Here is a 24,694-nt window from a genome sequence, read left to right on the forward strand (position 1 = left end):
TGCCTTCCTGTGACAGGCTTCGGGGGAAGAGGGGAGCGAAGATGGGGAAGGTGAGGCGCTTGCGTCCGTCGCTGATGTACGAGGTCAAGCAGGTGGAGCTCGCGGTGCGCGCGCTGATGGACGAGGTGCTGCGCCCCGCCGGCGTGACGACCCTGCAGTACACCGCGCTGACGGTGCTGGCCGGTCGCGACGGCCTCACGTCAGCGGAGCTGGCGCGGAACTCGTTCGTGACGGCGCAGACGATGACCGACATGGTCGCCGCGCTGGAGCGGCGGGAGCTGATCGTCCGCGAGCAGGACCCCGCGCACGGCAGGAGGTTGCTGATCAGCCTCACGGACAAGGGCAGGACGTTCCTCGACGAGCACGCCGCCGAGATCGCGGCGATCGAGGAGCGGATGGTGAGCAAGCTCGACAAGGGCGAGCGAACCGCGCTGCACGACCTGCTCAACCGGTGCCGTGCCGCTCTCGCCGGCTCCTAGTGACCACGCATGGTTCAGCTCCTCGTCGAGCGCGTCGGTATCAGGTTCACGAATATAAGGAATCCTGATATAGAAAGCATGGGTCTGCGTTGTTGAACTGTCAAGTGTTTCTTAGAGGTCGAGCACCAGGCGGGGTGAGCGCGACCGTGACACGCAGATCATCATCGCGTCGCCGCACTCCTGTTCCTCCGCGGTGAGCACGGAGTCGCGGTGATCGGGCTCGCCGTCGAGCACGATCGTCTCGCAGGTGCCGCAGGTGCCTTCCTGGCACGACGAGAGCACGGCCACGCCCGCCTGCTCGACGACCGCGAGCACCGACTGGTCTGGCGGCACCCGCAGCACGGTCCCCGACTGCGCCAGCTCGACCTCGAACTCGTGCCGGGGTCCTCGCGCCGCATCGGCTTTCGGCGCGAACCGTTCCACGTGGAGGGTGCCTTTCGGCCACGCCGCGCACTGCTGCTCGACGGCGGCCAGCAGCGGTTCCGGCCCGCAGCAGTACACCGCGGTGCCTTCTTCTGGTTCGCCCAGCAGCGTTTCCAGGTCCAGCAGGCCGTACTCGTCCTGCGGGCGGATCTCGACGTGGCCGAGGCGCTCCAGCTCGTCGCGGAACGCCATGGACGAGCGCGTCCTGCCGCCGTAGACCAGCCGCCAGTCGTGACCGGTCCGGTCCGCTTGAGCGATCATCGGCAGGATCGGCGTGATGCCGATGCCGCCCGCGATGAACAGGTAGCGCTTCGCCTCGACGAGTTCGAAGTGGTTGCGCGGCCCGGTCACCTCGATCAGCCCGCCCGCGGCGAGCACGTCGTGGACGTGCTGCGAACCACCGCGTCCGTCGGGCTCGCGCAGGACCGCGACCTGCCACGTCGTGGAGTCCGGTGCACCGCACAGCGAGTACTGGCGGACCAGGCCGTCGGTGAGCACCAGGTCGACGTGGGCACCCGGCGTCCAGGCCGGCAGCGCGTCGCCGTCCGGATGCCGCAGCGTCAGCAGCACCACGCCGTCGGCGACCGTCTCCTTGTTCTCCAGCAAGAGTTTCATGGCGTGTGCCCCACGGGGTGGTCGAGCAGCCACTCCCACAGCTCGACCGGGTCCTCGAACTCGCGCTCGGCGTCGCAGTGGCACACCGCGCGGAGCCGGTCGGTGCCCAGCACCCAGTGGATGCGGAACACCCGGTTGCCGGTGAGCACGTTCATGCCTTCTCCCGCAGCCGCTTGAGCATCCGCCGCGCGGCGAGTCCACCGGTGTCGATGTTGACCGACAGTTCCTGGTAGCCGTCGGGTTCGTTCGCGATGACCTGCTCCAGCACGTTCAGCGCCACGACGTCCTGCATGACGACCGTGCGGTTGTTCTCCGCGAGGAACGCCGAGACCTCCTCGTCGCCGAGCGCGAAGTCCCGCGCCACGGCCCAGAAGTCGTGGGTCGTGTTCTCGGTCTCCGGCGTGATCGCATACACGACCTCGACGTGGAACGCGTCCGGGTCGGAGCCGTCGGGGTTGGGCACGGACCCGACCGGCGCGATGCGGCTGTGCAGTTTGTACAGACACGGCGGCGTGTACTCGATGTCCTGCCAGCGCGCGATCCTGCCCTGCAGACCGGTGGACTTCGAGTAGAACGGCGGGCATTCCGCGTCGTCCATGTGTCGTGACACGTAGACGATGCCGGCGTCCTCGTCGACCTCGGTCGTGATCGGGGTCGCGGCGACCTCCGGCGTGCCGATGTAACCGCCGTGCAGGTACGTCTCGTGCGAGAGGTCCAGCAGGTTGTCGACGAGCAGCTCGTACCTGGCGTTCAACGGTTCCATGCCGCAAACCGTCGTGTAGTCCGGTGCGACGAGCCACGGCGCCCGCGGGATCCGCGTCGCGTCCGCGTTGGCCGGGTCGCCGATGAAGACCCACACGAACGAGTCCTGTTCCACCACCGGATACGGCAAAAGCCGTGCGGTGCGCGGGATCCGGGCCTGTCCCGGCACGGCGACGCACTTGCCGCCGGAGTCGTAGGTGAAGCCGTGGTAACCGCACACGACCTGGTCGTCGACGAGCCGCGAAGGCGGCTGCGACAACGGAAACCTCCGGTGCACGCAACGGTCGGGCATGGCCGTGACGGCTCCGTCGCGGGTGCGCCAGAACAGGATCGGCTCGCCGCAGACGGTCCGGGTGAACAGCTCGTGCTCGATCTCCGAACCGTACGCGGCGACGTACCACTGGTCGCGCGGGAAGCCGGTCATCGGCTACTCCTTCTCCGTGGTGGGGAAGCCACAGAGTGACCGAGACCACCGCCGTCCTCGTAGCGTGGTTTCCGGAAAATGGAAGCCCTTGCGCCGACCGGGCGCACAAGATCACCCGGCCGGCGAGGGTCCTCTGTCAGACGATCAGCGCTGGAGCGTCAGCACGGCCGGCCGCCAGGGCAGCGAGTTGTACGGACCGCCCGAGCCCGGTGGCAGCCCCTGGTACAGCAGCTGCAGGTTGCAGGGGTCGATGGTCTTGGTCTGGTCGGGGTTGGTGCGCACGAGATCGCCGTGGCTGATGTCGTTGCTCCACGTGGCGCCGCTGTTGGCCTTGCCGGCGAAGGGGTTGCTCTCGGTGCCGGCCTGCTCGGTCCACGAGCCGCCCAGGCTGGTGGCGGTGAACGAGCGGAAGTAGCGCCCGTTGGTGCCCATCGCCTCGACGAGCATGAGGTACTGGTTCTGGTCCTTGACCTTGTAGACCTCGACCGCTTCGAAGAGCTTCTCCCGCGTGTCGGTCATGATCGTGGTGTAGGACGTGCCGAAGCTGCCGGGGAAGTTCCCGATCGGCATGCTGGCGCGGTAGATGTTTCCGTTGTCACCGGCGAAGAACATGTACATGTTCGAGCCGTCGGCGATCAGCGTCTGGTCGAGGGCGCCACCGCCGGGGATGTTGCCGGAGAAGAGCTCCTGCGGCGCGGACCACCCGTTGGCGTTGGTGGGGTCGCTGGTGGTCCGGTAGCTGAACGTGGTGGGACCCCACTGGTAGGCGAGCACCCAGATGTTCTTCGGGGCGAAGTACAGCAGCGTGGGCGCGACGGTGCCGATGTTCATCGTGTTCTGCGGCGCCGTGGCCATGTCCGACCAGTTGGTGAACGTCCCGAAGTTCATCGAGCCGTAGTGCTGGCCGGTCTTGTCGACCGTAGATCCGTAGACCAGGTGCTTGCCGTTGTGGACAACGGTGGTGAAGTCCTTGAGCGAGATCCAGTCCGACTTCGGGTTCGCCAGCGGGCCGGTCGACGACCAGCGGTACGTCGACGGCAGCGAGCACGACGAGCTGTCGCCCACGCGGACGAGCTGCCACTGCTGGTTGGCGCCGTTCCAGTCGCCGTACTGCACGACCGCCGCCCCGTCCGCGGTCGACAGGCCGGTCACCTCGACGGCCTTACCGCTGTTGCGGTTGAGCAACCTGACGTGTCCGCCGTCGGAGTCCGCGAGCCGGAACTGCTGGTTGGTGCCGTTGTGATCGGTCCACTGCTGGACCTTCCCGCCGTCCGCGGTGGACCAGCTGCCGACCTCGAGGACCTTGCCGGAGCTCTTCGACTTCAACCGGTAGTAGCCGCCGCCGGAGTCCACGAACTGCCACTGCTGGTTGGCCCCGTCGTGCCGGGACCACTGGTGGATCGCCGCACCGTCCGCGGACGAAGAACTGGCGACGTCCATCGCCTTGCCGCTGTTGCGGTTGACCAACACGTACCACGCGTTGGTGTCGACGGTCGCCGCCGACGCCGCGCTGGTGTTGACCGCGACTGCCGCGGCGCCCACGAGGACGGTCGCGAGCGCGGTGCTCAGCGCGGACGTCCAACGGCTGCGCCGCTTTCTCGGTGTGACCTGCCCCATCGAATCCACGGTGATTCTCCTTCAACTCGGTCAGACGGCCGAGATCGTCCAGTGGTTGTTGGTGCTGCCGTTGGGAGTCCACAAGACCACCGTGGACCCCGAGGTCGTGTTGCCGGCGCCGTCCAGCGCGGTTCCGGTGCCCCGGTTGATGATCTGGTAGCGGCCGTTGCCGACGTGGTTGAGCCGCCACTGCTGGTTGACGCTGCCGTTCCAGGTGTTCTGCACAGCGCTCGCACCGTTGGCCGTGGCTCCCGCGCTGTCGGCCACCATGCCGTTGGTGCGGTTGACGAGCCGGTAGTAGCCGCCGCCTGCGTCGACCAGCTGCCACTGGAGGTTCGGGCTGCCGTCCCAGGTCCACTGCTTCACGATCGACCCCGCCGCGACGGTGCCGCCGCCGTCGAGGGCCAGGTTGCTGGTCGCGTTGGTGATCCGGGCCCAGCCGGTCGGCAGCGGTGCCGCGCCCAGCGCAGGAATTTGGCCGGAGAAGGTCAGCTTCACCACGTACGCGGCCGCCGCGAACGGTGCGCCGGCGGACGGCATGGAGATGTGCAGGCCGGAGCTGTCCTGCGTGCGGTTCGGCAGGTTCGTGTAGGTGCCCGCGGTGGGGCCGAGCAGCTGCACCGAGGCCAGCGTGCCGAGGTTGATCCGCGCCGTGGTCAGCGTGGTGATGTTCAGGGTGCTGCCCGGCCAGCCGAGCACGGTGGCGTAGAGAACCGTGCCGGCCTTGTTGCGGGTGAAGCGGATGTCCGTGTTGGTCCCGGCCCGCGGCGTGGTGAAGGAACCGCCGCCCATCTTGGTCGGCCCTTCGCCGTACGCCGTCCAGGCACGGGTGGCGTAGATCGACTCGCCGAAGCGCTTGAGGTAGTCGCCCATGCCCAGCAGGATCGAGCGCTGCTCACCCGGGATGGTGCCGTCCGCCATCGGCGCGATGTTGAGGACCATGTTGCCGTTCTTGCTGACCCGGTCGATCAGCGAGTGCAGCATGGCGTTGAGCGAGTAGTACCCGATTCCGACGGTGTAGCACCAGCTCGAGCTGGAGATGCTGTCGTCGGTCAGCCAGTACGGGTGCTGGATGTCGGCTGGGCCGCCGCGCTCGAAGTCGAAGACCTGGCCCTTGTTGTTGAAGCCGTCCTTGTAGGTGGCGACGACTTCCTTGTCCCATGCCACGGCTTTGTTGTAGTAGTACGCCAGGAACTTGAGCCGTTGCCCTTCGTCCACAGCGGACAGGTTGAAGTCCTGCCACAGGATGTCGGGCTGGAAGACGTCGACGACTTCCTTGAGCTTGTCGTACCAGAGCTGGTTCTCCGCGGCCGAGCCGAGCTGCCCGTAGAGCTTCCGCAAGGTGGTGCTGGACTGCATGGGCGCGTGCTCGTAGAAGCCGGTGAAGTTGTACGCGTGGTGCATCGCCACCATGAGCTTCATGCCCTTGGCCCGGATCGCGTCCGCGTGCAGCCGCACCAGGTCCAGCCGAGGTCCCCGCGCGACGGAGTTCCACTCGTTGACGGCGCTGTTCCACATCGAGTAGCCGTCGTGGTGCTCGGCGACCGGCCCCGCGAACTTCGCGCCGGCGTCGGCGAACAGCTGCGCCCACTCGACGGGGTCGAAGTTGCCGCCCGCCGACCGCAGCTTCGGGGCGAACTGGTGGAAGTTGCCGTTCTTGTCCCGCGCCCCGTCGATGAAGTTGTGGTACGGCCAGGCAGCCGGTTCACCGAACACGCTCTTGTGGTGAGTGTTCGCGTTGGAACCGGCGAGGTACATGTTGCGCGGGTACCACTCGTTGTCGTAGGCCGGGACGCTGAACACTCCCCAGTGGAAGTAGATCCCGAACTTCGCGTCCTGGAACCACTCCGGCGCCGGCGGGTGCTGGTCGACCGACGCCCAGGTCGGGTCGTAGTGGGCCGGTCCGGGAATCGTGGCACCGGCGGGGACGCGCCGCACCACGTCGAACGTGCCGGACAGCGCTGTCGCCGCGCCGGTCACGCCCAAGGCGGTGAGGAACGAACGACGGTTGCGGGGGACTGGTGGCATGAGGTTCCTCCCGATCGGCGCGACAGCCGCAACACCCGAGACATCTGACGTTAAGGGCAGGAAACCTGAACCGTCAACAATCGCGTGCGGGTCGATGTCGGAGGTGAACCAGCCGAGAATCCCCTTAGTTACCAGCGGTTATGTAGCTGGACGGCGTCGCATCGACATGCTGACCTCGGTCGTTCGACGATCAGCTCTGCCTTGTGGCCGAATTGCGGCGAACGGGATTCATCCGATGTATAGGCCGTTCGAGTGGACTGTGTCTCCTCGCGAAACCGAGGAGGGCTCAACTGTCCATTCCGGACTTCCGGCTGTCGTTCGACAGCATCGCGCGCAGCCACGCTTCCGAGGTGTTGACGTGCACCATGGCGGTGGACTGCGCGAGCAGCTGGTCGCGCGAGAGCAGTGCGCGGTAGATCGCCTCGTGCTCGGCGAGGGTGATGTGCGCGGCGTTGCCCTCGATGAGGCCGCGCCACACCCGTGCCCGGACGGTCCGGGTGGACAACCCCTCCAGCAGGGAAGCCAGCGTCTCGTTGCCGGTCGCGGCGACCACGGTCCGGTGGAAGGCGGTGTCGTACTGCATGAGCAGTTCGGCGTCACCCTGAGCGGCCCGCATGTCCTCGAGGATCTTGCCCAGGGCGTCGAGGTCCGCCGACGACATGCGGATCGCGGCCAGCCCGGTGGCCATCGGTTCCAGCAGTCGCCGCACCTCCACGACTTCCAGCATGGTGTCGTCGCGCAGCAGTTCCACCGCGAGGCCGACTCCTTCGAGCAGCAGCCGCGGCCCGAGGCTGGTGACGTACGTGCCGTCACCGCGGCGCACGTCGAGCACGCGCGCCGCCTCCAGGACCTTGACCGCTTCGCGCACACCGCTGCGGGACAACCCGATCTGGGCGGCCAGCTGGGGTTCGGGTGGCAGGCGCGCACCGGGAGGCAGCTCACCGGACCGGATCATGGCCCGGATCTTCGTGATGGCCTCGTCGGTCAGTGCCATGCCAGCCCCCGATGCGCCGCGCGAAGCAGAGATCATATCTTTCCGGCTGATCGGTTTCGGGTCACCTGAGCTCGTAAGCGCGCAGGATCGTCTGCTGCACCGAGTTGTCGCCGGCGTCGGTGGCGGTGGCGCGCAACGACACCGTGCGAGCGTTCGGCGGGTGGTGCAGCACCGCGTCCCACCCGGACTCGGTGGGCAGCAACTGCACGGGGAACCACGTGGTTCCTTCGTCGTAGGAGGCGAAGACGGAGATCCCCATCAGCGCGGCCGGTTGGGCACCCGTGATCCGTTGCACCGTCAGCGGCACGCGGAACTCCTGCCCGGCCGGCGCGGCGTTGCGCTCGTCGACCGGTGGCGCGAACCGGATCACTTGCAGCGGCAGCGAGATCGACGTGGTGTCGTCGACCCGGCTTGAGTGGAACGTCCACTCGGCGTGGATCCGCGGCGACAACGGCGTGCCCGCGGCCGACTGCTCGGCGTCGGCGACGAGCCGGTACCTGCCCGGTTCGGCCGGCAACTGAGCCCAGGCACTGACGTTGCCGAACGGGATGGAGCCCGGTCCGATGAGGTCGTGGTCGCGGAACAACGACACGGTGCCGGTCATGCCGGGCAGGTAGCCCGAGTGGCCGGGCGACTGGTCGCCGTACAACGGGATCTGGAAGAGGACGGTGTTGCCGAAGCGGTACGCCGCGCTGTCCACCGGCGCGAGGCTCGGGCCGAACACCGCGGCGTTCCAGCGTTCGGAGACCCGTCCGGCCGCCGGGTAGCTGCTGCTGGCGATCTGCTGCGACACGAAGGTTTCGCTGTCGTCGGTGTAGACGTTGAAGTAGGTCTGCCAGGTCCACGGTCCGGGCGAGCGGTACTCGGTGCGCACGCTGGGCAATGGAGTCCTGAGAGAGTTCCACGGGACGACGAACCACCCGTCGGAGATGGCCGAGACCGTCTTGACGACGTGCTGCGGCACCTCGCCCTGGGAGGCGTTCCTGGTCTCGACGGCGGTGAGCTGGTCGTCGTGCACCGACCACCTCGGCTCGGGGATGTGACCGGTGGAGGGGAACACCAGGTGATAGCTCCACGAGGAGTCCTTTTCGGACACCACGACCGTGCCGACCGTGTTGCGGCACTGCGAACCGGTGTCGTCCTTCGCCGGTGCGATGCGGAGGTCGGCCAGGCGCGCGGCCGAAGCGCTGAACATCGCTTTGCCGGCAGGGGTGTCGCACGCGACGGTGAGCGTGCCGCCCAGATCGGTGCTGTCGGGGCGGTCCACGGTGACCTGTGCCGGGCGTGCGGTCCGCGCGTCGAGGACGAACGCGCCGTCCTGGCCGATCGAGACGACCCGCACGATCGCGGAGACCTGCCAGCTGTCGGGCCGTGCTCCTGGTTCGAAGACGTTGGTGGCGAGCAGATGCCGGCCTGCCGGAACCCGTGCGGAGAGCCTGCCGTCGTCGCGCTGGACGAACCGGCAGCGTTCGCCGGTCTCGAGGCTGACGCAGATGGGGTAGCCGGTGAAGGGTTTTCCCGCGCTGTCGAGCGTCACCAGATCGATGGCGTGGTGCGGCACGGCGTCCTTGGACAGCGCGATCGGTACCCGCACGACGTCCTGGCCGTTCGTCCCGACCAGCCATCCGCTGTAGTTGCCGGACGATGCGGACACGTGGATGGCAGCCCGCACGGTGACCTGGACCGTGCCCGCGGCCGGCACGGTCACCTCGTCGACGTCGGTGCTGAACATGCCAGCCCTCGCAGGATTCCCGGCGCTGTCACGCACGTCCGTGGAGAGGCGGAGGGGCGTCGGTACCTGACCGGTGTTGTGGATCGTGACGACCTGGCTCAGGTTCTGGTCGTACACCTGGCCGAAACTCACTCCGCCCGGGCTCGCGTGGAGGTGCTGCCGGACGAGCCTCGCCACGTCGATCCGCCCGGCGCCCTGGGCGTACACGGTCTCTCCCGGCAACACCTTGGCGGTGCTCATGAGCGCGGCCTTCAGCTCCGGTGCCCGCCAGCCGGGGCGGCTCTCGGCGAGCACCGCCGCGGCCGCGGCGACGTGCGGTGCCGCCATCGACGTGCCGGAAGCCGTGGTGTAGCGGTCGTCGACGGGCGTGCCCATCCCGGTGTCCTTCGCCCGCGCCGCGGTGATGTCGACGCCGGGTGCGGTGATCTCGGGCTTGAGCAGGCTGTCGAACGCACGTGGACCCCGAGCGGAGAACCGTGCGACGTCGTCCTGCTTCGTCACCGCGCCGACGGTGAGCGCCTCCCGCGCGGCGGCAGGCGAGCCGAGCACCGCGGGATTGTTGCCCGCCGCCACGACGAACAACGCGCCCGTCTGCTTCGTGAGCCGGTCGACGGCGACCGACATGACGTCGTCGCCCGCGCTGGGGGCACCGGTGCCGAGGCTGAGGTTGACGATCCGCGCGCCGTTCTCGGTCGCCCATTCCATGCCGGCGACGACCCAGGACAGGTAACCGGAACCCCAGTCGTCCAGCACTTTGCCGGACAGCAACGACGTCGCGGGCGCACCACCGCGGAAGTGGTCGCCCGACGCGGTTCCGGTGCCGCGGATGATCGAGGACACGTGGGTGCCGTGGCCGTACCGGTCGGACGCGCCGCTGGTGCTGCCGGTGAAGTCGCGCTCGGCCACGACCGCGCCCGCGAGGTCGGGATGTCCCGCGTCGACACCGGTGTCCAGCACCGCGACCTTGATCCCCTTGCCGCTGTACCCGGCCGACCACGCCGCGGGCATGCCGATCTGCGGCATGCTGTCGCGCAGCGAGACCTGGACCTTGCGGTCGAGCCAGATCTTGCGGACGCTCGGAGCGGTCAGCTTCGACCAGGTGGACGCCGCCTGTGTTTTGGGCACCTGCACCGCGGAACCCGGCAGGCTCGCGAGCCTCCGCGCGGACCCGAACGCTGCGACCCGTTCGTCGTGCTGCACCACCAGCCGCAGTTCGGTGTCGTTGCCCTCGGCCAGGAGCTGCGGCACGTCGAAGAGTTGTTCGTCGAGTCTTCCTGCCGCCACGAGCGTTGCCGCGTCGGCCGGAATGACGTAGTGGTGGCCGGGAACCTCGTGCTGCAGGAACCGGATCCCGTCGCGCCCGCGTCCCGGCTGCGGCAGGTAGACGGTGCGGCCACCGGGGATTCTGCGCTCCACCACCTGGTCACCGGTGACCAGCGTGACAGTTCTGTCCTGTTCGGACGGTGTGGCTGGGCGCGGTGGATCGGCGGAGGAGGGTGCTGCGGTGAGTGCCACGAGCAGCAAGGCCGCGAACCACCGCAGTCGCCTTCTCTTGTGTTCCATGGGTTCGGTTTACGTCAACGGAGGTGAACGCGGAGGGGCCAGTCCCGAACTGGCCCCTTACCCCTGCGCGTATCATTGGTGTAGACCAATTCCGTGAGCACTCCTGGAGGGTGACGGACATGCCGAGATTCACCCGGTTCAGCCTGGACGGTGTCCAGAGGTTGAGCAGTGCCGGGCAGTTCCACTGGACGGACGCCTCGGTCACGCTCGTCCGCGTCGACTCGAAAGGGGTGGTCCGGCAGGCGAAGTCGCTGGCCGAGAAGCGCGCGATGCTCGCCGCCGCGTCGGACAACGACCTGGTGCTGGCCGGCGGACGCGAGGTGGTGGCGCTCGACGACATCTCCGCGGCACGTGCCGCGCTGACGGACATGAGCCGCTAAATCTTTTAGCGGGGCCCCAGGTCGATCGGACCATTTTCGAAAATTTGTCGAAAATTGTTGGCGGCATTACTGCGTCGCCACGGCGCTGCTAGCGTCGCCGACCGGATGACCATTGCCTCTCAGGGCTCGAATCGCCCTGATCTGCTGCCGTGCCGACCTCGATGACGAGGAGTCCCGCACATGTCCGAAACCAGTTCTCGACCGTCGAGCCGCAAACGCGGCCGTGCCGCCCTGCTCGTCCGCAGCGCCTGCATGGCGCTGGTCATCGCATTGACGCCAGGTGTGGCCGGCGCTGACGTGGGTATCGCGGCGACGTGTTCCAGCCAGACGGGCAACCACGGTGGCTACTACTATTCGTTCTGGACTGATGGTGGCGGCAGGGTTTGCATGGAGTTCGGCTCCGGCGGCAACTACAGCACCTCGTGGAGCAATGTCGGCAACTTCGTCGGCGGCAAGGGCTGGAGCAACGGTTCCCGGCGGACCGTGAACTACTCCGGCAGCTTCAACCCGTCCGGCAACGCGTATCTGACGCTGTACGGATGGACGTCGAACCCGCTCGTCGAGTACTACATCGTCGACAACTGGGGCACTTATCGGCCCACCGGCACCTACAAGGGCACCGTCACCAGCGACGGCGGCACGTACGACATCTACCAGACGATGCGGTACAACGCGCCGTCCGTCGAAGGCAACAAGACCTTCCCGCAGTTCTGGAGCGTCCGGCAGCAGAAGCGGACCGGCGGATCCATCACCACCGGCAACCACTTCGACGCGTGGAACCGGGCCGGCATGCGGCTGGGCAACTTCAGCTACTACATGGTCCTCGCGACCGAGGGATACCGGAGCAGCGGCAACTCCAACATCACGGTGAGGTGAGAGGCCGCCCTGCGTGGGGATCCGAGGCGGCGGATCCCCACGCAGCCCTAGAAGGCGTCTTCGGTGAAGTCGCTCGGCATGTCGTCGTCGAAGTCGCCGCGCGACTTTCTGGTGCGCTGCTGACCCGCGGCGATGATCTCGTCGAGGTTCTGGCCCTCCTTGATCGCCGTGTACGCCCGCTTCAGCGACGGCATGCTGGTCTGCATCGCGCGTTGCACATCGGGATCGTTGACGGCCTGGCCGGACGAGATGTCCCGCCAGGACAGCTGGCCCGAGTCGACCTTGCGCTGCAGGTCCTTCAGCGCGTTCGGCGCGTCCTTGGAGCGGGCGAACTTCTCGATCTCGGCGATGTCCGCGGGGGAGAGGTCGCCGCCGCGGGTCTGCACCCTGGCCGCCTGCTGGGCGACCTGTTCCAGCCGCGCGCCCCTGGCGTCGAGATCTTGTTGCCACGCCTGCAACTGCTGGCGAGCGCTGTCGTACGGGAACGTCATTTTCTCACCGCCTGAACTGAAGTGGTCTGTTCCTACTCGCGCTCGAACTTCAACGCCTTGTCATGCGCGCTGTTCGCCTTGTATGCGCCCTTGGCCGCGCCCCACGCGCCGCTGACCGCGGCGGACGAGCCGTCGCTCAGCTTCTCGGTGCCGTCCTGCCACGTGTCGACCACGTCGAAGAAGTCGTTGACGTCGCGCACGTCGGGGATCCTGGCCAGTGCGGTGCCCATCAGCTTGAGGCCGTCGATCATGCTCTTGACGCCCTCGATGAGCGTCTGCATGGACAGGATGAGCTTGCGCACCTGGTCGACGATCTGGACCACGTCGTAGACCATCCACACGGCGCGGCCCCAGCCGACGAGCGGGATCCACGAGGTCATCGCGGCCTTCATCAGCTTGTCGCAGATCTTGTCGAGCAACGTCAGCGCGAGCTTCGCGGCCGACCGGCAGGAGCTCGCCATGTTCTTGAAGCGGTCGCCGATGAACTTCGCGACCTGGGAGTCCCACTCGATCGCCGTGGTCCACGTGCGGCGCATGCGGTTCTCGAAGCTCTGGGCGGCGCCGCCGTTCCAGTGCGGCGAGAGTTCCTCGATGCCGTTGTGCACGTTGTGCCGCACGTTGTCGAGCGCCTTGGCGACCCGGTCCCACGCCGCGGCGTTCGCGTCGATCTTCTCGAAGTCGCCCGCCAGCGGCATGACCAGATCGCGCACCAGGTCGTCGCCGGTGACCTTCTGGTAGATCCAGTTGACGCCCTGGATCTTCCAGCCGGCCGCCTCGATCAGCTCCTTGACGGTCTGCCGGCCGGGCCGGTCGGTGGGCGCGGCCCGCAGCGCGACATTCGGATCTTCAATGTCCTGGTAGCCGTTGCACACTCCGCCGCTCATTCACCCACCCCCAGGAACCGCCCCAGCCAGGACGGGGGCTCCGCCTTGCCGCCCGCGGTGTCGATCAGGCAGACCCCGATCTCGTCCGCCTTCTCGTAGGCGCGGGCCGACTTGACCAACGACTCGGCGTCCTGGCTCATCTTCTTGTTGGCGGCGTCGAGCGTCTCGCCGTAGAGCTGCGCGACCCCGGTCACGACGGGGTCGAGCAGCGACAGCAGCCCGGTGAACCCGGCCGTGTCCCCACCCTTGACGATCGCGTGCTCCCGGATCGCCAGGAAGTGCTCGGCCTGACGTTCGAGGAGCCCGCTGTAGCCGCGCAGCTCATCTGGCACGACGTGGAACATCTCTCCCATGGCGGCCATGACGCCTGACCCCGACGTGCGGTTCCATCGCATTCGGCCCAATAGGCAAACCGAATCACCGGCGGGTCGGATGTGATCATCAGCACACCGTCTGGGCGGCCAGACGTGACAACCCGGCCTCGCCTGATCGGCGTTTCCTCCCCTGTAGGCCACGGCTTTCCGCTGTGGTCGTTCGTTGCATGGGGGTTTTTCTTTGAACAGACACAAGCGTCGAATCCTGACCCGCGTGATCGCCGTCGGTTGCTTGGCGGCGGCGGTGCTCGCTGCCGGGCAGCCGGTTGTGGCGAGCACCGACGTGACCGGCGACCGGCCGGCCACCGCCACGGCAGTTGAGGTGTTCACCGCGGCGCCCGAGTTGCCGGACCAGCTCGCCGACGACGTGGCGCAGGCCCTGGAGGCGGCGGAGGCGCGTGCCGAGGCGGACCCGGCGGACCTCGCGCCTCCTTACGTCGACCGAGCCACCGGCCGGATCGTCGCGGGCGTGCGCACCGGCGCCGACTCGACGAAGACCGCCTACGCGGCAGGCAGCATCGGCGTTGATCCGTCCACTGTGGACAACGGGAACGACGACGCGAACCAGGACGGCCTCGAGACCGGCAAGACCGAGGAACCGGCGTCCGAGACCGCAGCGGCCGAGCCGGAAGCCGCGCAGGCGGTCGTCATCCCGAAGCTCTTCTACCCGAGCACGCCGAAGGCCAAGTACAGCCTGGCCGACCTCGACGCCGTGAAGGACGCGGTGCTGGAGTCCGACGTGCCCGGTGTGCAGAACCTGTACGCCGCGTCCGTGGACGCCGAGCGCAACCGCGTGGTGGTGCGTGCCTCGGCGCTCACCGAGGAGACCCGTACGGTGCTGGCGAGCAAGTACGGCGCCGACAAGGTCGCGGTGCACCTCGCTCCGAACACGTTCTTGCAGAAGCAGGTCAGCCGGGACAACGACGCCAACCCGTTCTTCGGCGGTTCCACCACCAACACCAACGCGGGCACCTGCACGGTCGGGTTCTCCTGGACGCACGAGGGCGAGAGCTACTTCCTCACCGCCGGGCACTGCACGAGTGCCAACAGCGACGTGCGGATGCCGCGCTACGGCAGCCAGAAGGTCGGCAAGGTCGTCAAGGACAACTGGAACAACACCACCGGCTCGACCAAGATGAGCGGTGTGTCGTACTACAGCGGTGACCTCGCGCTGGTGAAGATGAACGGCAGCTGGAAGACCGCGGGCAAGATGTACGTCGGCGGGCCGGACTCGAGCACCTATCGGAAGGTCAAGGGAGTCGCCAGCAGGGCGCCGAAGAAGGGCGACAAGTACTGCACGGGCGGCACCACCAAGGGCGAGCTGTGCGGCTGGAAGGTCTGGGACGCCAAGACCAACATCCGGTACGTCGACGGCGAGATGGCGCGCAACGTGACCCTGGGCAAGAAGGGCGGCACCTGCACCGGGCGTGGCGACTCCGGCGGCCCGACCTACACGGTCAGCGGCGGGAAGATCGTCGCGAAGGGCATCATCAGCGGTGGCGGCAACTTCAACGACGGTGACTGCTCGGACGTGTTCACCGACATCCGGTTGGCTGAGAAGGCGATGCCCGGCATTGTGAAGAAGGGCTGACAAGTCCTGTTCTCGGGTGGCCGGGCTGCGTGCCCGGCCACCCGCCGGCAACTAGGCCGCTTCTGTGGCTGGCCCTGACGTTCCTCTCACCTTGCGGGCTGCCCCTTCCCAGAGTTTCTTGATCCACGCGCGAGCCTTTCTGATCGCCGCAGGGGTCTGCCTGGCTCCGTCCCAGAAGAAGACGACGAACATCACGGCGTAGGTGAAGAGAATCACCGAGATCAGGAGCGGGCCGGCGAGAATACCGATCATTGGCAAGCTCCAGTCGCGCCCCCAAAAGGCCGATACGACGAGTGCGAATCCCAGCACGCCGAACCAGAGTGTGTCCAAGCCGAGCCAGTGGACTCCGAACGCGGTCAGCGCCAGCCCGGCCAGCGCAGCTATGCCGATGCTGAGGTGCAACAAGAGCAGAAGGCACCGGTGCGGTCCGTAACTGAAGTACTTGCCCAGCGCCACACCCGCCCAGAACACGCGCCGCCGCACCGGGCCGACGCCGACATCGGCCAGCGCCTTGCGGAACTCGTAGTCGGCCGTGCTGCGCTTCAGGAAGAGGCCCTTCTCTCCCTTCCTCTTCTTCGCTCGGATCTCCTCACACCGCTGGTCGTGCAGCAGAGCTGGAAGCAAATGCGGTCCATAGCTCGCGAGCACGCCCTGCAGGAAAGAGGGCACCGAGGCAAGGTCAGTCGTCGTTTCTCCCTCGTGAGCACTGATCTCCACGCCTACGTCACCATTGCGGTAGGTCTTGGAGAAGCCCTCGGGATACTGGTACCAGAACGGCTCCTTGATCCGGAACGTCTTAGGACCAGCGGTCTCCAAGGTGACTTGAGCAGTTTCCTCGCACGTATTGGTCTTGTAGAAGGGCATGGCGGAGTCCCCTTCCGGGTTCGATCGCCCGCGTGGCGGCGCGGGTAACCCGTAGTCGCGATCCGCGCGTCCGGCGTTAGCCGTCAGGAGGCGGTCGTTGCCAACCTGCAGCCGAGCCGTCGATCCGGCAGGCGGACCATTTCGCGCGACCAACGCATCTTCGGCTGAACTGGGACCGCCTGCGATGCGTGTGCCAGCTGCTGCGGTTTTCCCGCCTACGAGGGAGGCGTTGTGGCTGGAAGTGCGAAGTGGGACGAGCTCAACGACAGGATCGCGCGGTTGTCGGTGACCGAGTCGTCCAGAGACGGGACGGTGCGGGTCACGGTGGCGGCCTCCGGTGTGCTGACCGGTCTGGTGCTCCGCGACGGTGCGGTGGCGGCGCAGGTCATGGAGTGCCTGGCGCGGGCGCAGGCGCGGATCCCGGACCTGTTGGGGCGAGCCCTGTTCGAGACGGTCGGGCCGAACGACCCCGCCGCGGAGCTCGTCGTGGCCGACGCGAGAAAGCGGTTTCCCGAACCGGCTCCGCGGGCCGCGTGGCAGCCGCGCAGACAGCGGGTGCCGGACCGCGTGGATGACGACTGGGACGGGCAGAGCGTCATGGAGGACGGGATCTGATGAGCGATTCGTTCGAAGTGGACACGACGGCGCTGACCGCGCACTCGATCAACGTGGTCAGGCTGTCCGACGAGCTCCGGTCCACAGTGGAGCTGGCCGGTGGGCAGAACATCACCGGCGACGCGTACGGGCAGACCGGCCGGCCGTTCGCCGCGCTGCTCGGTGAGTTGGCGGAGGCCGGGATGGCGACGCTGCGGCTGGCCGTCGAGTGCCTGGAGGCGGAGGCGGCGAAGGTGCGGGCGTCGGCCGCGGAGTTCGACCGGCGGGAAGGCGAGTCGGTTGACGGGATTCGCACGGCGGGAAGTGGGCTCCGATGAGGACGTCTGGTGTGTGCGATGCCGTCACCGGTTGTGGCTGGGTCGCGGGCGGTCTCGCCGCGAGCGGGGGCATGGGCGGGCTCGGTGCGGCCACGCGGCCGATCGACCAGCTCGGCTCGGCCGGGCTCGGCGCGCTCGCGGGACAGGTCCAGGAACTGCAGGACGTGGTGGACCGGTTGGCCGGCAACGCCGAAGCGATCCAGTCGTTCGCCGACACCTGGCGGCGGGTGGGCGAGTCCGTCGGGCAGGTCGGGCAGCGCCTCGGCAGCATCGCCGCGTCCGACACCGCCGGGTGGCGGGCGGATTCCGGTACCGGCTATCGGAACCGGGCCTCCGAAGTCACCGGTGCGTTGCAGGAGACGGCTTCGTTGTCGTCGATGGTCGGCACGCTCGCGGACAACATGGGGCAGGTGGTCGCCGATGCCCGGCGCACTGCCGCAGATCGGCTCGCGGACCTGGTCCAGCGGCTGGTCTCGTACGTCCGGACGGCGTCGGCGGTCGAGGGCGGCGTCACGCCGAACGTGCTGGCGCAGGCCTCCAGCATGATCGACGCCTACCGCGCGCCGATCGTCCGTGTCGAGGACGAGGTGCGGCAGTCGATGAGCAACGTCGAGTCGTTGCTGGGCGGCGGTGGGGACACGGCGGTCGCTTCGGCCGGTGCGCAGCCAGTTCGGCTGGCGATGAACTGCGGGCCGCTCTGGCAGAAGCCCATACCAGGCGAGGTGTACACGCTCAACCCGTTCGACGACGTCTGCGGTGGTGGCGGCGGGGGTGGCCGTTCCGGGCCGCAGGCACCGGCCAAGCCGCCGACGACGAACCTGCCGACCACTCCGCCGCCACCGAACCCGCCACCAACCAAGCCGCCGCCAACCAACCCGCCGCCGACGACCCCGCCACCAGCCAATCCACCACCGGCCAATCCTCCACCGGGCAAACCGCGGAAGTCCAAGCAGCCCACCGTTTTCGATCCCCCGCAGAAGACTCTCCAGCAGCGCAACGAGAAGGAGTTCCTCGAGCGTGAGCGCGAGCTCCTCAAACGGGACATGGAACAGCGCAAAGAGCTGGAGAAGCGGTTCAAACAGGACTACGAGCGCGGCCGCAACTACCGCGAGCAGTGCGAGGCCATCCACGGGCCGCCGCCGAACGACGGCCGGGACTACCACGCACACCACCCCTTCCCGGCCGAGCTGCACAAGGAGTTCGCCGGAGACCGGTTCCGCATCGACACGTCCGACCCCAAGTGGTGCACCTGGGTGGACGACAAGACGCACAGCCAGATCCACAACAAGGAGAAGTACAACGACGGCTGGAGGGACTGGTTCGCCAACAACCCCAACGCCACCAGAGAGGACGCGTTGAACCGTGCGCGCGAGCTCGCCAACGGCCGCTACACGCTGCCGTGGACGAACGAGCCCTGGGCCAAGTAGTCACGAAGAGCCGGCTGCGAGAGCCAGTTCGCGGTTGGCCCGCACGTCCGGGTCGTCGTCGATCTCCAGTGCCCGGTCGAAGTACTCGACGGCCAGCGCGCGGTCGTCGCTCTCGTAGGCGAGCACCCCGAGGTTGACGAGCGCGCCGGTCAGCTGAGGGTCCAAACGCAGCGCGGTCTCGAAGGACTCCCTGGCGTCGTCGGCGTTTCCGGTGTCGGACGCCAGGAGGCCGCGCAGGCAGTGCAGGTGCGGCTGGTCGGGATCCACGGCGAGGCCGGCCGAGACGTCGGCCGCGGCGCCCTCGGCGTCGCCGCGCTCGTACCGCAGGCTCGCGCGGTTGACGTAGGCGTCGACGAACTCGGGGTCGAGGTCGAGCACGCGGGTGAACTCGGCCTCGGCCAGGTCGAGTTCACCGAGCTCCTGGGCCAGGTCCGCCCTGTTGTAGTGCGGTTCCGGATAGGGCGGGGCCAGTCTGATCGCCGTCGCGTAGTCGGCCATCGCCTCGTTGTACCTGCCGAGCCGGCGGTACAGGCCCGCGCGTTCGAAGTAGTACTCGGAGTGGTTCGGGTCGACGGCGATCACCTCAGCCCAGGCCGCCTCGGCCTCCTCGGTGCGGCGCATCCTGGTGAGCAGCTGGGCCCGGTTCGACATGAGCACCGAGCGGTGCAGCATCTCGGTGCCGGGCTCCAGCTCGGTGTTCATGCGGTCCAGGCCCGCCGTGACCAGGCGCAGCGACTCGTCGAGGTCGCCGAGGTGCATCTCGATCAGTGCCAGGCCGTTCTCCTGGAACGTGACGTTGTAGGCGCGCCTCGCCTTTCCCGGTGACAGCGAGGCGATGGCGATGGCCGTGTTGATGTGCGCCTTCGCCTGTTGGTGATCGCGTTGGCCCTGCTCGTAGAAACGGGTGTAGAGCATCGCGCGGCCGTAGGCGGCCTGCAGGTGCACGCTGGGATCCGCGCTCGCGGCACAGGCCTGTTCGTAGGCCTCCGCGGCCAGCTCCGGCTGGTCGGTCATGGTGTGCGCCAGGCTGATCTTCATGGTGACGATCCAGCAGCGCTCCACCTGCGTGGCCCAGTCGAGCAGGGCCAGGCAGCGGTTCCCCAGGTCGCGCACGGCGTCGTAGAAGCCCATCAGACCGCAGTGGGTGAGCGCGGCGAACAACTCGTCTGCGCCCGCGCCGCGCGGATCGGCTCCGCGTTCGCGGTGGTAGGGGATCGCACCCAGGGTCAGGGAGAACTCGTTGCGGGCCAGCAGCTCGTCGGCACGGGCGTCGTGCAGCGCGGCACGGTCGGACGCGGACAGCTCCTCGTACGCGGCCCGTTCGGCGGGGTCTTCGCTGAGGCATTCGGACGCGACGTACCGCTCAGCGGGAGTCCGATTGTCGTGCGGCACTGAAAGGTCCGTGCCTGCCACGACAGTCAGCACAGCGGGGTCGACGCGGCGTTGCAGCGTGGAGAGCAGCAACTTGTCCGTCGCATCGGCGTCGTCGGCGTGGTCGACGACGAGCGTGGTCGGCTCACCGGTCATCGGCAGGTACTCGATGAGGAAGTCGGCCACGCCCTGGGCGAGCCGCCAGGTGTAGTTCATGGGGTAGTACCGGGTGCGCTCGTCGAGCGACGCGGTGGAGGTCAGGTTCTCCCTGGTGCACGTCAGCACCGCGCGCAGCTCCGGCGCCATCGCGAGGATCTCGATGTCGTGGCGCGCGACGAGCTCCGGTGCGACGCGCAGGGCATCCGGCACCAATGAGCGCAGGAGCGCACCACCTGCGGTGTACGGTCCGCGCAACCGTGCGTGCGCGTCCACGAAGATCCGGTTCATGACTCCTCCTGAGCTGATGTGGCGCGGTTCCGCCGTGCCCGCAGTGCCAGGTATCCGGCGAGTGCGAACTGGGCGACCGCGGTGGTGAGGACGATCGCGGCGTCGGCGACCCTGGCCGGCGGCACGTCGTCGGAGAGCAGCGTGTGCCCGGCGTTGCCGAGGAACTGCCAGGTCATGGGCAGCAGCACGGTGACGAGCAACGCGATCATGAACGCGTAGCCCGCGACGTGCAGCGGGAGGTACCACCGAGCCACCGCGCGGTCGCGGGGGTGCCAGTGGGCCTCGCTGGTCAGCGGGCGGCCCAGGACGGCGTTGACCCGGTTGCGGAGCATCTCCCGCGTCGTGGTCTGCAGGTCGACGCAGCCCAGCACCGTCGTGACGAGGTAGTACACGTCGGTGCGCAGGAAGAAGTAGAACTGCCAGGTGATGCGCAGGAACGTGGTGAACGCGAACGCCAGGCACACCTTGGCGAGCAGCGAGTCCCACGTGAGGTACGCCAGCACCGTCAGCGCGGACATCACCAGCAGGTCCATGAGCATGCCCGCCAGCATCGGCAGGTAGCGCGACCGCCGGGGCACCGACACGAGGCCGTCCAGCGACGTCTCGAACACGACGAAGTACATGCGCCAGCCGAGCCCGACCTTCGACCGCAGGCCCAGCCGCCGTCCGGCCATGACGTGGAACCACTCGTGCAGCAGGGTCAGCGGAACCTGGCCGAGCAGCAGCGTCACCTCGATGACGACCAGGTAGTCGGTGAAGAAGATGTTGCCGCGATGTGGAATCAGGCCCGGTCGTGCTACGCAAACGGCGATTGCGACGACAACAAGGCATGCGTACACCACCCACGCGGCGGGGGAGAACAGCCACCGGCCCAGCCGCTGCCAGCGCACCGGACGCGGGTCCGGCTCGTCGTGCTCCCGCAGCAGCCGGAGCTCTCGCAGCGTGTCGATCAGGTCGGTCATGTCGACCGCCGTGCCGTACGTGTCCTGGTACCAGGCCGCTGCGGCCGCCGGCTCCATCCCGTTCGCCAGCTTGCGCACAAGCGCCGCTCCGTCCGGCGGGAAGACGCCGTACGAGTCGATGTCGCGCCTGCCGACTACCACCTCGTCCCCGTCGTCTACATAGGACAGATCGTGGAAGGCGAGCTGCACTGCCATGGACCACCCCGGGACTCGTCTCCCGCGGGTGCGGTGGTGCCGCACCCGCGGGTCTGCGACTGGCTAGTGCCGTGACCGCCTGCCTTTGCCCCGTATTTCGGCGTTCAGACGGGTGGATCGTGGTGCCGGCCCCGCGTCCTCATCCTGGTTGGCTGTGGGCGCGGGGCCGGTGCCGCGAGGCGCCCTGCTGGGCGCTGAAAGACGCGGCGAAGGTAGGCGGTTACGGCACTAGTTCGGCTGGACCGTGCAGCAGCAGCTGCAGTAGCAGTACACGGCAGGCGCGGTCAGCCGGACCGTGCCGGGCTTGCGCACAACGATCTTCTTCATGGGACCTCTCCCTATCCACGGCAGGGGAAGGTCAGGTCCTCCCCCCGGAGGCGCGGCGGCGCCACGACCAGACCGTGAGCCGCGGACCATCCGGAAAGCTTCGGAAAACCTTGAAGTGCCTGCTCAGCAGCTCCGCGATGAGGGCATCATGACGGCGGAGATCCGGCTGCTCGGCGACGTCGAGGTGCACGTCGGCGAGCAGCTGGTGGACGTGGGCCACTCCCGGCAGCGGTGCGTGCTGGTGGCGTTGCTGGCCGAGCCGGCGCGGGTGGTGTCGGTGGAGCGGCTGATCGACCGCGTCTGGGGAGACCGGTTGCCACGCCGGCCGCGCAACGCGCTGTACGGCTATGTGAGCAGGCTGCGCGCGGTTCTCGGCGACGAGGCCCGCATCACCCAGCAGTCGCGCGGTTACCTGCTCGAGGTCGACCCGATGGCCGTGGACCTGCACCGGTTCCGCGCCCTGGTACGACGAGCGCGGGCGAACGAGGACGACCACGCGCGCGCCGCGCTCTTCGACGAGGCTTGCGGACTGTGGCGCGGCAACCCGTTCGGCAGCCTGAACACGCCGTGGCTCAACGGGATGCGGGCAACGGTCGAGGCCGAGTGGTTCGCGGCCGAGCTCGACCGCACCGACGTGCAGCTGCGCCTCGGCGGGCACACCGAGTTGCTGCCCAGGCTGCAACGCTGGTCGGAGGCACATCCGCTGGACGAACGGCTGGCGGCGCAGCTGATGCTCGCCCTGTACCACTGCGGGCGGCAGGCCGAGGCGCTCGACCACTACCAGCGGATTCGCGCGCGACTGGCCGAGGAGCTGGGCGCCGATCCGAGTCCGGCGTTGCAGCGGCTGCACCTGCGGGCGCTGAGCGCCGACCTCACCGTCGCGGTGGCACCCTCCCGGCAGCCCGTTCCGCAGCAGCTGCCCGTTCCGCCGGGCGCATTCGTCGGTCGTGCGGCCGAGCTCGACGAGCTCGGCCATGCGCACGGTGACCCGGCGACCTTGATGATCTCGGTGATCGGCGGCGTCGGCGGTGTCGGCAAGACCTGGCTGGCGCTGCGGTGGGCGCACGACAACGCCGAACGGTTCCCGGACGGGCAGCTGTACGTGAACCTGCGCGGGTTCGAGCCGACGGGGCAACCGGTGCCGTGGCCGGCGGTCGTGCGGGGCTTCCTGCACGCGCTCGGCGTGGACCCCGCGACCGTCCCCGCCGATCCCGACGCGCAGGCCGCGCTCTACCGGAGCACGGTGGCGGGCAGGCGAATGCTGGTCGTGCTGGACAACGCCCGTGACACCGAGCAGGTGACCCCACTGCTGCCGGGGTCGCCGTCGGTGACGGTGCTGGTCACCGGCCGCCGGCAGCTGTCCGGTCTGCGCGCGGCCTTCGGCGCCCGGCTGATGACGCTCGACCTGCTGGCCGACGACGAGGCCCGGCAACTGCTCACCGCGCAACTGCCCACCGGTCAGCAGCCGGAGGCCGTCACCGAGCTGCTGAAGCACTGCGACGGCCTGCCCCTGGCCCTGAGCATCGTCGCGGCGCGCGCCGCGGCCCGGCCGCACTTCCCGTTGTCGGTGCTGGCAGAGGAGCTCAGGGACGCCGGGCTGGACGCGCTGGACGCCGGTGAGCTGTCGGCGAACCTGCGGGCGGTGTTCTCGTCGTCCTACGAGGCCCTGGACGAGCGCGCGGCGACGATGTTCGGGCTGCTCGGTCTCGCACCCGGCCCGGACGTCGAACTGGCGGCCGCGGCCGGTCTCGTCGCGAGGCCGGCACCCGCCACGGCGGTGCTCCTGCGTGCGCTGACCGACGCTCATCTCGTGCTCGAACACCGGCCCGGCCGCTATCGCATGCACGACTTGGTGCGCCTGTACGCGATCGACCGCGCGCTGCGGGACCAGCCGAGCGCGGACCGCGACGCGGCGCTGCGGCGGTTGGTCGACTTCCACCTGCACACGGCGTGTCGCGCGGCCGATCTGCTGTACCCGCACCGGCCACCGATCGACCTGGACCCGCCCGCACCCGGCAGCGTGCCGCTGGAGCTGCCGGACCGCGCGGCCGCGCTGGCGTGGTTCGAGGCCAACAACGCCGGCCTGCGTGCCGTTCAGCGTCTCGCGCTGGAGCACTCGTGGGACGCGGTCGTCTGGCAGGTGGCGTGGGCGTTGACGATCTTCCACCTGCGCCGCGGGCACCTGGAGGACCACTTCGCCTGCTGGCAGGCCGGTCTCGTGGCCGCCGACCGGCTCGGCGTCCCGATGCTGCAGGCGCACGCGCATCGGCAGCTGGGCCAGGCGTACGGCCAGGCGAGTGACCACACCGCGGCCGAGGACCACCTGAACCAGGCGCTGGCGCTGAGCTCGCGGTGCGGTGACCTCTTCGGGGAGGCCCGCGCGCACCAGCTGCTCGCGTGGATCCGGGACGTGCAGGACGACCACCTCGGGGCGTGGCTGCACGCCGCGAGGCTCGTGCGGCTTTCCCGGTTGTTCGACAACTCGGTGTGGACCGCGAACGCACTGGAGACGGCCGGGTGGTGTCTGGCTCGTCTGGGTCACCACGAGCTCGGACGGGTCCGCTGCGCCATGGCGTTGGCCGTGCACCGGGAGCACGGCCACCGTGAAGGCGAAGCGGAGGCGTTGAACAGCCTGGGATACATCGCGCACTGCACCGGGCGGCACCAGGAGGCGCTGCACCACTACCACCAGGCGCTGATCCTGCGGCGCGAGTGCGGCGACGTCTACGCCGAGGCCTGCACGCTCGAGCACCTCGGTGAGACGTACCGCGTCGTCGGGCAGGACGAGGCGGCACGGGAGGTGTGGGGGCAGGCGCTCGCGCTGTACCGCGCCCAGCACCGCGCCGGGCAGGCGGCACGAGCGGAGCGTTTGCTGGCCCTGCCTGCGGATGCAACAGATCCCGAAGAGTTTCCGAATCGCCGCCCGCGATCCTGAC

The 24,694-nt window shown here is 68.5% G+C and carries 21 protein-coding genes; 8 read left to right on the forward strand and 13 right to left on the reverse strand.

The annotated features are described in order from the left end of the window. Positions 1–41: 41 nt before the first annotated feature. Complete coding sequence (locus DI276_RS14815; protein WP_112263923.1) at positions 42–479, forward strand: MarR family winged helix-turn-helix transcriptional regulator; 438 nt, start codon at positions 42–44, stop codon at positions 477–479. A 111-nt stretch (positions 480–590) separates the two neighbouring features. Here the strand turns inward: DI276_RS14815 and DI276_RS14820 are convergent, their stop codons facing one another. From DI276_RS14820 to DI276_RS14850, 7 genes are all read right to left on the reverse strand, one after another. Further along, positions 591–1,517, reverse strand: a complete 927-nt coding sequence (locus DI276_RS14820) for a PDR/VanB family oxidoreductase (protein WP_112263924.1) — start codon at positions 1,515–1,517, stop codon at positions 591–593. Further along, positions 1,514–1,672: a hypothetical protein gene (locus tag DI276_RS14825; protein ID WP_112263925.1), complete on the reverse strand. Its 159-nt coding sequence runs from the start codon at positions 1,670–1,672 to the stop codon at positions 1,514–1,516. Before DI276_RS14825 ends, DI276_RS14820 begins: the two co-directional genes overlap by 4 nt. Then, the gene (locus tag DI276_RS14830) at positions 1,669–2,703 is read right to left on the reverse strand and encodes a Rieske 2Fe-2S domain-containing protein (protein WP_112263926.1); all 1,035 of its coding nucleotides are present in this window, start codon (positions 2,701–2,703) and stop codon (positions 1,669–1,671) included. Before DI276_RS14830 ends, DI276_RS14825 begins: the two co-directional genes overlap by 4 nt. Positions 2,704–2,847: 144 nt before the next feature. Next, a complete protein-coding gene (locus tag DI276_RS14835) occupies positions 2,848–4,320 on the reverse strand; it encodes a non-reducing end alpha-L-arabinofuranosidase family hydrolase (protein ID WP_112263927.1) in 1,473 nt (490 codons plus the stop codon). A gap of 30 nt (positions 4,321–4,350) precedes the next feature. Beyond that, a complete protein-coding gene (locus tag DI276_RS14840) occupies positions 4,351–6,348 on the reverse strand; it encodes an alpha-L-fucosidase (RefSeq protein WP_112263928.1) in 1,998 nt (665 codons plus the stop codon). Positions 6,349–6,634: 286 nt separating this feature from the next. Then, a complete protein-coding gene (locus DI276_RS14845) occupies positions 6,635–7,342 on the reverse strand; it encodes a FadR/GntR family transcriptional regulator (protein WP_112263929.1) in 708 nt (235 codons plus the stop codon). Positions 7,343–7,403: 61 nt separating this feature from the next. Then, positions 7,404–10,637, reverse strand: coding sequence for a S8 family serine peptidase (locus tag DI276_RS14850; RefSeq protein WP_112263930.1), 3,234 nt, complete (start codon positions 10,635–10,637; stop codon positions 7,404–7,406). 119 nt (positions 10,638–10,756) lie between these two features. Between DI276_RS14850 and DI276_RS14855 the strand changes: the two genes are divergently transcribed. Next, positions 10,757–11,017: a hypothetical protein gene (locus DI276_RS14855; RefSeq protein WP_112263931.1), complete on the forward strand. Its 261-nt coding sequence runs from the start codon at positions 10,757–10,759 to the stop codon at positions 11,015–11,017. 180 nt (positions 11,018–11,197) lie between these two features. Next, entirely contained in the window at positions 11,198–11,893 is a 696-nt protein-coding gene (locus DI276_RS14860; protein WP_112263932.1) for a glycoside hydrolase family 11 protein, read from the forward strand. 47 nt (positions 11,894–11,940) lie between these two features. Here DI276_RS14860 and DI276_RS14865 read toward each other — a convergent pair whose 3' ends face one another. From DI276_RS14865 to DI276_RS14875, 3 genes are read right to left on the reverse strand one after another with little or no spacing between them, the layout of a single operon-like run. Further along, positions 11,941–12,384, reverse strand: a complete 444-nt coding sequence (locus tag DI276_RS14865) for a hypothetical protein (protein ID WP_112263933.1) — start codon at positions 12,382–12,384, stop codon at positions 11,941–11,943. A 32-nt stretch (positions 12,385–12,416) separates the two neighbouring features. Next, a complete protein-coding gene (locus tag DI276_RS14870; RefSeq protein ID WP_157984713.1) occupies positions 12,417–13,268 on the reverse strand; it encodes a WXG100 family type VII secretion target in 852 nt (283 codons plus the stop codon). Next, positions 13,265–13,630: a P-loop NTPase family protein gene (locus DI276_RS14875; protein ID WP_198680642.1), complete on the reverse strand. Its 366-nt coding sequence runs from the start codon at positions 13,628–13,630 to the stop codon at positions 13,265–13,267. Before DI276_RS14875 ends, DI276_RS14870 begins: the two co-directional genes overlap by 4 nt. Before the next feature lie 226 nt (positions 13,631–13,856). Between DI276_RS14875 and DI276_RS14880 the strand changes: the two genes are divergently transcribed. Then, entirely contained in the window at positions 13,857–15,233 is a 1,377-nt protein-coding gene (locus tag DI276_RS14880) for a S1 family peptidase (protein ID WP_112263935.1), read from the forward strand. 51 nt (positions 15,234–15,284) lie between these two features. Here DI276_RS14880 and DI276_RS14885 read toward each other — a convergent pair whose 3' ends face one another. Beyond that, positions 15,285–16,097, reverse strand: coding sequence for a DUF1353 domain-containing protein (locus DI276_RS14885; protein ID WP_112263936.1), 813 nt, complete (start codon positions 16,095–16,097; stop codon positions 15,285–15,287). 231 nt (positions 16,098–16,328) lie between these two features. Between DI276_RS14885 and DI276_RS14890 the strand changes: the two genes are divergently transcribed. Genes DI276_RS14890 through DI276_RS14900 form a run of 3 tightly spaced genes read left to right on the forward strand, consistent with a single transcriptional unit; the run spans position 16,329 to position 18,456 of the window. Then, on the forward strand, positions 16,329–16,712 hold the full coding sequence (locus DI276_RS14890) for a YbaB/EbfC family nucleoid-associated protein (protein WP_112263937.1): 384 nt from the start codon (positions 16,329–16,331) through the stop codon (positions 16,710–16,712). Further along, entirely contained in the window at positions 16,712–17,029 is a 318-nt protein-coding gene (locus DI276_RS14895) for a type VII secretion target (RefSeq protein WP_112263938.1), read from the forward strand. Before DI276_RS14890 ends, DI276_RS14895 begins: the two co-directional genes overlap by 1 nt. Further along, on the forward strand, positions 17,026–18,456 hold the full coding sequence (locus DI276_RS14900) for a WXG100 family type VII secretion target (protein ID WP_157984714.1): 1,431 nt from the start codon (positions 17,026–17,028) through the stop codon (positions 18,454–18,456). Before DI276_RS14895 ends, DI276_RS14900 begins: the two co-directional genes overlap by 4 nt. Here the strand turns inward: DI276_RS14900 and DI276_RS14905 are convergent, their stop codons facing one another. Continuing rightward, complete coding sequence (locus tag DI276_RS14905) at positions 18,457–20,274, reverse strand: tetratricopeptide repeat protein (protein WP_112263940.1); 1,818 nt, start codon at positions 20,272–20,274, stop codon at positions 18,457–18,459. Then, positions 20,271–21,431, reverse strand: a complete 1,161-nt coding sequence (locus DI276_RS14910; protein ID WP_112263941.1) for a hypothetical protein — start codon at positions 21,429–21,431, stop codon at positions 20,271–20,273. Before DI276_RS14910 ends, DI276_RS14905 begins: the two co-directional genes overlap by 4 nt. Positions 21,432–21,906: 475 nt before the next feature. On the opposite strand from DI276_RS14910, the gene DI276_RS14915 reads away from it, so the two are divergent. After that, entirely contained in the window at positions 21,907–24,693 is a 2,787-nt protein-coding gene (locus DI276_RS14915) for an AfsR/SARP family transcriptional regulator (protein WP_112263942.1), read from the forward strand. Position 24,694: the final 1 nt, after the last annotated feature.

Source organism: Lentzea terrae, assembly GCF_003265345.1.
GTDB classification, from domain to species: domain Bacteria; phylum Actinomycetota; class Actinomycetes; order Mycobacteriales; family Pseudonocardiaceae; genus Lentzea; species Lentzea terrae.